8 protein-coding genes and 2 pseudogenes are annotated in these 8,793 nt (G+C 63.1%); 5 read left to right on the top strand and 5 right to left on the bottom strand.

Features of this window, described 5'->3' with window-relative positions:
• Positions 1-306: 306 nt before the first annotated feature.
• From CXG43_RS12890 to CXG43_RS12900, 4 genes and pseudogenes are all read left to right on the top strand, one after another.
• A complete protein-coding gene (locus CXG43_RS12890; RefSeq protein ID WP_157824988.1) occupies positions 307-2,163 on the top strand; it encodes an integrase in 1,857 nt (618 codons plus the stop codon).
• A 208-nt stretch (positions 2,164-2,371) separates the two neighbouring features.
• Positions 2,372-3,498, top strand: a protein-coding gene (locus tag CXG43_RS12895; RefSeq protein WP_101100262.1) for an IS3-like element ISStma9 family transposase whose coding sequence is annotated in 2 segments (ribosomal slippage) — positions 2,372-2,609 and positions 2,609-3,498 — 1,128 coding nt in all. Because the reading frame shifts where the segments join, the coding sequence is not laid out codon by codon here.
• A 56-nt stretch (positions 3,499-3,554) separates the two neighbouring features.
• Positions 3,555-3,683, top strand: a complete 129-nt coding sequence (locus CXG43_RS19570) for a hypothetical protein (protein ID WP_269801191.1) — start codon at positions 3,555-3,557, stop codon at positions 3,681-3,683.
• A 78-nt stretch (positions 3,684-3,761) separates the two neighbouring features.
• Positions 3,762-3,884: pseudogene (locus CXG43_RS12900) on the top strand (DUF736 family protein); the annotation flags it as partial.
• A gap of 69 nt (positions 3,885-3,953) precedes the next feature.
• Here the strand turns inward: CXG43_RS12900 and CXG43_RS12905 are convergent.
• The 4 genes and pseudogenes from CXG43_RS12905 to CXG43_RS12920 form a co-directional block, all read right to left on the bottom strand.
• On the bottom strand, positions 3,954-4,247 hold the full coding sequence (locus CXG43_RS12905) for a helix-turn-helix transcriptional regulator (RefSeq protein ID WP_101100263.1): 294 nt from the start codon (positions 4,245-4,247) through the stop codon (positions 3,954-3,956).
• A 365-nt stretch (positions 4,248-4,612) separates the two neighbouring features.
• Positions 4,613-5,007: pseudogene (locus CXG43_RS19605) on the bottom strand (SDR family NAD(P)-dependent oxidoreductase); the annotation flags it as partial.
• Positions 5,008-5,182: 175 nt separating this feature from the next.
• Positions 5,183-5,758 carry a TetR/AcrR family transcriptional regulator gene (locus CXG43_RS12915; protein WP_101100264.1) on the bottom strand — a complete coding sequence of 192 codons (576 nt, stop codon included), beginning with the start codon at positions 5,756-5,758 and terminating at the stop codon, positions 5,183-5,185.
• A gap of 138 nt (positions 5,759-5,896) precedes the next feature.
• Positions 5,897-7,117, bottom strand: a complete 1,221-nt coding sequence (locus CXG43_RS12920) for a cytochrome P450 (protein ID WP_198551438.1) — start codon at positions 7,115-7,117, stop codon at positions 5,897-5,899.
• A gap of 23 nt (positions 7,118-7,140) precedes the next feature.
• On the opposite strand from CXG43_RS12920, the gene CXG43_RS12925 reads away from it, so the two are divergent.
• The gene (locus tag CXG43_RS12925; RefSeq protein WP_157824990.1) at positions 7,141-7,749 is read left to right on the top strand and encodes a TetR/AcrR family transcriptional regulator; all 609 of its coding nucleotides are present in this window, start codon (positions 7,141-7,143) and stop codon (positions 7,747-7,749) included.
• 225 nt (positions 7,750-7,974) lie between these two features.
• Here CXG43_RS12925 and CXG43_RS12930 read toward each other — a convergent pair whose 3' ends face one another.
• Entirely contained in the window at positions 7,975-8,733 is a 759-nt protein-coding gene (locus tag CXG43_RS12930; protein ID WP_198552984.1) for a PaaX family transcriptional regulator C-terminal domain-containing protein, read from the bottom strand.
• Between the last annotated feature and the right edge of the window lie 60 nt (positions 8,734-8,793).

Genomic DNA, 8,793 nt, shown 5'->3' on the forward strand with positions numbered 1-8,793 from the left:
GAGCAAATACAAGGTCTTGCTGAGCTCACGTGCTTAATGCTTCATCGCAGGTGTATGGCCCGATAAGTCGTTGTTTTTCATGAAATATTAAAGCTAATCAGCACGTTAGGCGAGGCGGCAAGGCGACAACTTGAGACACCCGAGGACTGCAAAAGACGCTTCAGGGCTCAAAAAGTGTCCATCTGGTGTCCACAGAAATCGACGGGCCGCAAAGTGTGTGTCCATGGGTGATTTGCATAGTAGAGTCGGCGTATGCCGCAACTTCATGGACACAAGCCATGGGGTTCAACGACAAGGGTGACAGAGATGAGCAAGCAGGGATACCGGCTCAACGATCGGCAGCTGCGATCGCTGACAACAAACGAACGCCCGGCATTGGATGCCACAGGTAAGACCGTGATCGAAGCCAATCCGGACCCCAAGCCCTATCGCTTTCAAGATGGAACACCTGGGGCTCCAACCGGCTTTGGCATCTATGTAGGAAAGAGCGGCAATTCATTTGAAGTGCGCAAAAGGGTGGGGGACCGTCTGGTGCGAGTTTCCCTTGGCTCAGTGGACGACATGTCGATCGTCCAGGCGCACGAAAAGGCCCGTTCGGAAATTGCGTACATCGTGCAGTCGGGTGGAGAGAGCCCCCGGCGCAGGGACGCTCAAGAGCGCAGAACGACGAGCGCCAGGCACATTACGGTGCGCGCCTGCATGGAGCGCTACATCGAACGGCTTGACGCCCAAGTTGAGGCTGGCAAACGCAAGGCCAACAGTACAAAGGCCGTGCAAAATAGTTTGGCGCGACTGGCGCGCAATGAGGTGGGGCTTGCCGACATCCAAGTCCGGGATCTGACCCACGATCAAATTGTGAAGGCGTGGAACGCATTGCGCACGTCGGCAATGCTTAAGTCCAACCGGATCCCCGCAGAGGTCAAGCCCCTGTTGTCCGCAAAGGACAAGTGGTGGTCGTTGTCGATGGACGATTACGCGGCCATGGGCTTGTCGGGCAAGTACATTCAACGCGCAAAGTCGGCAGGCATTGAGGCCGTTGAGCACACCTTTGCCGATTTGAACCGGGCCATTGAAATTGTTCTGCGCCAAGAGCGATTGGACGCGCGAAGGGAAGGGCGGGATGTTGCAATTCAGTTCAACCCCGTCGAGTCGCTTTTTGATTTGGAACTGTGGCGAGGGGCCAAAGAGAAACGCGAACATTACCGCAAAGCCCAGGTGCGCAATCCGCTGGGCAAAGAGGACGGCACATTGTCCACGGTGCTAAAGACGTTGGTGTTTCGCAGAAATTTGCAGAACAAGCACAACGCCGTAGCTGTGGACTATTTGCTGTTGACGCTGCTGTGGGGTGCACGACGCAACGAGGCCACTCAATTGCAGTGGTACAACAAGGTATCCAAAGACGACCTTGCCAATGAGCGTGTGTCTTGGGTGTGGCTTGCGCCCAACGCTGGTGATATCAATCCCAGCACCAAGCGTCCAGGTTCACAAGTGTTCTTTCACGACACGAAAAATGGTGAGGTTCGCTTTCTGCCCGTTGCCTACTTTGCAGAAAAAATCCTGATCCAACGATTGAACGACGCAAAGGACGCCGAAGCACAATTGCCCAATGAAATGGAACGGGCCAAGCGTGCGGTGGAAGAGGTTAAAAAGACCACATCCGATTACATGACAATTGCCAAAGCGCAGCGTGAGGTTTATCGGGTTGAGCAGAAGGCCGATCGCATGAAGTGGGTGTTCCCGGCCCGATCCACGCGCTCAAAGGAAGGTCACTACAGTGACAGCAAATCCATTATTAAAAATGTGCGCGTGGACGCGGGTATGTTGGATTTGCGTCAGGAGATTGACATTGGCTTAACGCCACACGATTTGCGCCGAACCTTGGGGCGATTTGCCGAAGCCCTTATGTCCGGCCGAATTGTCTCCGACATGCTCAATCACAAAGTGAACAATGGGTCGGCCAATGTCACAGACCTGTACAATGAGCAGGAATGGGGAGCTTTGCGGGAGGCTTTTTCCAAAGTGGAAGAAGTGATGATTTCGACCAGTCCCCGCGTGTGGAATGTGTTGAAGGGCGCGGAAAAACCTTTCTTGGACGAGTTGAATGACAAGATGCCCGTCATTCATTCGGGCCTGCGTACAGTTAAAGGCGGCGAGGAAGAATGATGAGTAGTGGATTGCTTTTCGTTGACGAAATCACTGAAAAGAAGAGGGTGCGTGACCATTCCGTGGAGGAACTGAGGGTTCTGTACCGCGATGTTCGTGAATTCAAAAGGTTGGTTGAAGACGCAAGGCGTATGGATCAACGCACTGAATCGCCCAGGGTTCCGTAGACACCTCGCAGCCATAAACTATGGCTTAGGCGGAGGTGGTTATGAGCACGAAGCGGTACACCGATGAGTTCAAGATCGAGGCGGTACGGCAGATTGTTGAGTACGGCCGTCCGGTAGCGGAGGTTGCCGAGCGACTGGGCGTGTCGATCCACAGTCTTTACGGCTGGAAGCGGCAACAAGGCAAAGGCGATGTTGGCCGGCGTGTCGAGCAGGACCAGAACGCGGAAGTGCGCCGCCTCAAGGCTGAGCTACGCAGGGTCACTGAAGAGCGAGACATCCTAAAAAAAGCCGCCGCGTACTTTGCAAAGGGGTAAGAGCAAAGTACGCCTTCATGAAGCAACACGCAGATGAGTTCGGCCTCGCGGCGATGTGTCGGATGCTTGGCGTCCATCGCAGTGGCTACTACGCCTGGCTAAAAGAGCCGGCAAGCGCTCGCGACAAGGACGATCAGCGGTTGCTCGGCCTAATCAAGCACAGCTGGCTGGAAAGCGGCTCTGTGTATGGCCACCGCAAAGTGACCACAGATCTGCGCGAGCTTGGCGAGACGTGTAGTCGTCATCGCGTGGCACGCTTGATGAAGAGCGAGGGGCTGCGGGCAATGGTCGGCTACGGTCGGCGACCACGCCCATTGAGCGGCCCTGTTGGATCAGTCGCCAAGAACGTTCTGGCTCGCGGCTTCAAAGTCAGTGAGCCAAATCGCGCGTGGGTCACGGACATCACCTACATCTGCACGTACGACGACTTCCTGTACTTGGCGGTAGTGCTTGATCTGTTGTCGCGTCAGGTCGTTGGATGGGCAACCCGGCCAACTCAACATACGGACCTGGTTTTGCAGGCGCTATTGGCTGCAGTGTGGCGGCGCAAACCAAGCCCCGGGCTTCTGCTTCACTCCGACCAGGGAACCCAGTTCACCAGCGAAGACTGGCAGAGCTTCCTGCGCGAGCACGACATCGTGTGCAGCATGAGTCGACGAGGCAATTGCCATGACAACGCAGCGATGGAGAGCTTCTTCCAGCTACTGAAGCGGGAGCGTATTAAGCGGAGGATCTACAGCAATCACGACGAGGCACGGGCCGACGTCTTCCAGTACATCGAGATGTTCTACAACCCAAAACGGCGGCACAGTTCCAACGACGGGCTGTCCCCGGTAGAGTTCGAGAAGCAGTAGGCACTAAACGGCTGACGACTGTCTACAAAACCCTGGGCGATTCAGTGCAGTCGTTTGTGGACGACAAAGTGCATGTGATCCACGTAGAGGAAAAGCCCAGCAAAGAGGTGGGTAAGGCCGTCAAGAAGGCCGCTGCAAGAAGGCTCAATGGAGCGGTGAAGAAAGAACAAAATCTGACAATGTGAGGTGGCAATGAGTAAGCAAGACGAAGCACGAAGCATTGCCGCTGAATACATCATCGAGCAAATGCAGCAAGGTGTAATCCCTACCTGTCCGTGACCCTCGACGATCCTTCGTTCCCGGCAACGGTCTATGCCCGCCTGATCGAAGGCGAGGACGGCACGCACGACCTGATCTGGTCGCGCAGCAAGCCTCAAGCGGTCTGACAGCCGCCACTAGCGCCCCCGCCCATTGCGGCGGGGGCGCAGTGCTGCTGATCGCAGCACCGCGCGCGCCTACGGCGTCTCGCGCTTCTTCAAGATTGCCTCCATCTCTTGGCGCACCTGCGCCAGAAGCTGATCGGCCTTGTGCGGACTGTCGCCGGCATAGGCCAGCGTCAGCAGCGTGAGCGGATGCACTTCCATGACCTCGCACAGCTCGGTCAGTTTGTGCAGCGTCGGACTTTTCAGGTCGCGTTCCAGTGAACTCATATAGGTACGGCTCGACACGTCAGAAACCGCTTCCTGGCTCAAGCCGCGCGCTTTTCTGACCGTCCGTATTGCCGTTGCCAATGAGTTTTTAGCCGCCACCTATGGTTTTCCCTATAAAACCAAGATGACAACCCATTGCGCCCTATAGGGCTACAATCTATAGTGTTCAATTGGTGTTGTTGTTTTCCGTATTTGTGCCTTTAGGGAAATCCGCATCTGAGGATTTCGCCGGAACCGGGGAGCCGCATTCGTGCCTTTCCTGACATCCACAATTCGGCGTTTGTGTTTCTGTGCATGTACGGATTCGAGAGCTTGCGCATCCGTGCGTGCGCACGAAAGCGCATATCCGGCTTGGCGGTTCCGTGCTTCGCCGGAAAAGCGTGTTTGTGCATTCGCAGATACGTGGGATTCCCGCCCATGACCCAGCCGTTCACCACCACCGACGAACGCGCCCGGCTGCTGGCCAGGATTGCCGGGATCTGGTGGCGCAGGCCATGCGCCACGCCGCTCAGGTTGATATCGATGACGCGCTGCCAGTCGGCCTGGGCGAGTTCGCCGGCCGGCTCGGTCGCGCCGCCGATGCCGGCGTTGTTGACGGCGAAATGCAGTGCGCCGAACGCGTTCACCGCACACTCGACCGCGGCGCGCATGTCGTCGTCCTTGCTGACATCGGCGACATTGCCGACGGAGCGGCCGCCTGCCGCGGCGATGTCGGCGACGACCCGGGCGACCGCGTCGGCCTGCAGTCGGAGACGACGACCGACAGGCCGTTGGCCGCGAGCAGGCGCGCGGTGGCTTCGCCAATGCCGGAGGCCGCGCCCGTGACGAGGACGGATTGGCCGGGGAAGGTGTATTTCATGGGGATGTCTCCTGGTGCGGATCGCGGCGGGGGAATGCCGAGTTGATGACGATGATGCGCCGCCGCGGCGGGCGGGCCGTGGCGCGCCGGTGCAGCGGGCGGCGTGCGACCGCGGCGGGTCGCCGTGGCGGGTCGGGGTCGGACGTGGCACGTCGGTCGCTGGCCGGGGCGGCGCTCATGCCGTTGAAACCAGCGCTTCGAGCTGTGCGGCGATCCTGTCGAACGGCACGATGCTCCTGCGGGCGCGGCACAACACGATGGCGCCTTCCACACTGGCGACGATGAGGGTGGCCAGGCAGGACGCGGACTCGCGATCGCGTCCCTGGGTCTCCAGCGAGGCGACGAGACTGCTCTCCCAGTCGTCGAAGGCCTGCGCGGCCGCTTCCAGGACGTCGTCGGCCACGCCGTCGATGGGCGCTTCGACGGCCGCGCCCATCACCGGGCAGCCGATGCAGAAATCCGATTTCAGCAGGATGTCCCGCCACATCGCCAGGAAGCCGCGCAGCCCCGCGGCGGGACCGGCCTGCAGGTGACGCTCCAGGCCGGCGCTGGTCCGCGCGCCGGCCAGCTGCACCGCCTCGACGACGACCTGCTGCTTGCCGCCCGGGAAGTGGTGGTAGGTGGAGCCGAACGGTGCGTCCGCGCGTTTGGTCATCTCGCGGATGCTGGTCGCGTTCAAGCCATGCCGGGCCAGCATCTCGGCGGCGGCGGCGACGACGCGCCGGCGGACATCGGGTTGACGGTGAGCCATCGGCGTCGCTCGCTAAGACGGGTGTCATAGCCAGTGTATCGCACTCGCGATCCGTGGGAGAGCAGGGCATGCGGAGGGGGAAGGGCACACCCCCGGGCTCATCCGGCCGGGGCATCGGGTGCCGCGGCCGTGGGCCTGTCAATCCAGCGCCAGTCTGGCGCCGCGCAGCTCGTAGCTGGCGATGATCGGGTTCCACGCGACCGATGGCGCCGTTTCGAGCCGAATGCCCGGGAGGCGTAGCAGCCGGTCGAGGAAGATCGCGGTTTCCTGCAGCGCCACCGACGCCCCGGGGCAGCGGTGGTGGCCGTCGCCGAAGCTGATCCCGCTCGCGGTCATCTTGCCGGCGAGCTCCCGATCCGGGTCCAGGCGATGCGGGCATCGGCCCGCAACCATGGGATCGGCGTTGACGGCGCGCACGTCGATCTCAACCAGGGTGCCCTTGGCAATCGGAACGGTGCCGCCGGAGTCGTCGAGCGTCATGTCCTCCTGGGCCCGCCGGTAGAGCGAGCCGACCACCGGCTCCAGCCGCAGGATCTCCTCCAGTACCGCGATGCGCCCCCCTTCGTCGGCGTCGAGGAAGCGCCCGCGTAGGTCCTCGCGCTCCAGCAGATACCAGCCCGCCATGACGATGAATTCCCGTGTGGTCGCCATGCCCGCGGTGCCGTACATGAGGCACTCGCGCAGGATCTCGCGGTTGGAATAGCCCTGGCCGAGCAGGTGCGAGATGACATCCTCGCGCGGATGGGCGCGGCGCGCCTTGATCGCGGGCACGACGTCGCGGCGATGGAAGCGCCACATCCACCACTGGCTGCCCAGCAGACGCAGGAGGATCGACAGGCGATCGTTGCGCGTGCGGTTGCGGGAGAGCAGCCGGTCCAGGCGCCGGCTCATCTGCGCCCGGTCGCTGTCGGTCAGGCCGATGATCTCGGCCGCGACGGCGACGGCGAGATCGAGGCTCATGTCGTCCAGCGATCCGTGGCCATTGTCCTGCAGTTTCGCGACGAGGCCGTCGCTCAGCGTGGTCATCAGTTCGCGATAGCGCGTGTCGACCACGCGCGGTGCGAAGAAGCGGCCGGTGGCGATGCGCTGCTTCTTGTGCTCCTCGCCTTCCTGGAACAGGACTGCCATGCGAGCGCGTCCCCGCACCCGCTCGAGCAGTTCGGCCTTGAACCCGGCCTGCCGCAGACCGTCGCCGCGCAGGAGCTGGCGGGCGGGCGCGAAGCCCGTGATCCGCAGATGGCCGGCGTCGATGCATTCGATCCCGTCTCCGCTGGGGGAGGTGGAAGGATGGATACCGGACTTGCGCTCGCTATTGCCCTGTTCATGCGGGCAACCATGACGATCGGGGTTGCTGTTCATGTTGTGCCCCATTTATGATATACATGGATCATATCTCAGGAGGCGCGGATTTGAAACAGGGCACAGGGACCAGGCGGCGGGAACCGGCGGCCGACGCGCGGATCGTCAAGACACGGCGTGCGCTCGCGCAGGCCGTGCTGGCGCTGTCCGAGGAAAAGGACTTCGACGCGCTCACCATTGCCGAGATCACCGCGCGCGCCGGCGTCGGCTATGCCACGTTCTTCCGCCACTATCCCGACAAGGAAACCCTGCTGGCCGAGGTCGCCGAACCGCTTCTCGACGAGCTGCTGGCGAAGCTGCTGCCCGGGCTGCTCCAGCAGGACACGCGCGCCGCGGCACTGTCGCTGTTCCAGTTTGCGGCCGGGCGACGCGCCATCTTCCTGGCGCTGCTGTCCGGCAGCGCGGCAGCGACGGTTCGCCGGCGCCTGATCGAGCGTGCCGCGGCCCGCGAATGGCCGGAAGACCTGCGCCGGAGCAGCGAGGTCCCGCGTGATCTCGTCATCACCCACGCCGTCACCAGCACCCTCGGCCTGCTTTCCGCGTGGCTCGCCATGGACGATCGCCTGCCTGCTTCCGCGATGGGGGCCTTGCTCGACAGGCTAGTGTTCGCGCCGATCCGGGGGCTGGGTTGACCTGCCGCTCGCGCGGCCCTCGTCGGCCTGCCAGGGCGTTTGCGCGCATGCGCATATCGCCGGACCCATGAGCGGTGCGACATAACGGGCTTGGACGCCTGCCGCTGCGGGCGTCGGGCAGATCGCACTGCCTGGACGAGCCGCGCGCGGTCCCCTGCGGGCACCAGAGGCCCGCCGGCCGCTCCTTGCCGGTGACCGATCGCCGCCGCCGACAGGCCGGCGCGATCAGTCCGGAATGGACAGCAGGCGACGCCACGCCAGTTGCCCGGCCTCGTCGTAGCGGCGCATCGCCTCGACGAAGGCGCGGCGCTCGGCGGTCGAGACCAGCGGCTCGGGCAGCAGCGGGTCGAACACCAGCACGCGCAGGGCGGCGTCGCCGACGAGGTAGCTCTGGCGCGCCGCGTCCTCGACCGACAGCGCGGGCAGGCGCTGGAGCGAGGCTTCGAGCGCCTTGCGCGTGTCGCGGTAGGACTTCTCCAGCGCGCGTCCCTTCCACAATCGCCGTGCCCGTGCTTCGCGTGCGGCATCCAGGTCAGCGGCGAGGAAGACCGGCGCAGCGCGCTCCACGCCCAGCGCGTGCAGGCGCTGCCGCACCTCGGCCGCGCCGCCGGCCAGGTTGTCCGGGCGGACGAACAGCCCGGCCTCCAGCGGGCGCAGGCCCAGCAGCACGAAGGCCCGTTCGCGCGTTCGCCGCAGGCCGCGGTCGCTGCGCGGCAGGCCGGAGGTCACCGCGGCGACCCAGCCGCCCTTCCACTCGCGCACGCGGCTTTCGGCCTCGCGCCAGGACGAAATGTCCTGGCTCAGGGCGCGCCCCGGACGTCCCAGGCGGTAGGCGCCGCGGCCCACCGCCTCGACCATCCCGGCGGACAACAGGCGCGTCAACGCCACCCGGGTGCTGTTGGCGGAGATGCCGAACAGTTTCCCGGCGCGTACCGCCATCGCGGCATTGAGCGTTCCGCCGTCCGCGGCCAGGAGCAGGCGCACCGGGAGGCGCCGGGCGGCGGGACGCGCAAGGGCGGGAGGGAGGCACCGGGGACTCTAACC

The organism is Stenotrophomonas sp. Bg11-02 (genome assembly GCF_002836635.1).
Lineage (GTDB): Bacteria > Pseudomonadota > Gammaproteobacteria > Xanthomonadales > Xanthomonadaceae > Stenotrophomonas > Stenotrophomonas lacuserhaii.

What these genes read in the sequence shown, in the direction of transcription:
- CXG43_RS12890 (WP_157824988.1), top strand. Translation starts at nt 307, where the DNA reads ATGAGCAAGCAGGGATACCGGCTCAACGATCGGCAGCTGCGATCGCTG.
- CXG43_RS12915 (WP_101100264.1), bottom strand. Translation starts at nt 5,758, where the DNA reads ATGGCTCACCGTCAACCCGATGTCCGCCGGCGCGTCGTCGCCGCCGCC.
- CXG43_RS12925 (WP_157824990.1), top strand. Translation starts at nt 7,141, where the DNA reads ATGGATCATATCTCAGGAGGCGCGGATTTGAAACAGGGCACAGGGACC.
- CXG43_RS12920 (WP_198551438.1), bottom strand. Translation starts at nt 7,117, where the DNA reads ATGAACAGCAACCCCGATCGTCATGGTTGCCCGCATGAACAGGGCAAT.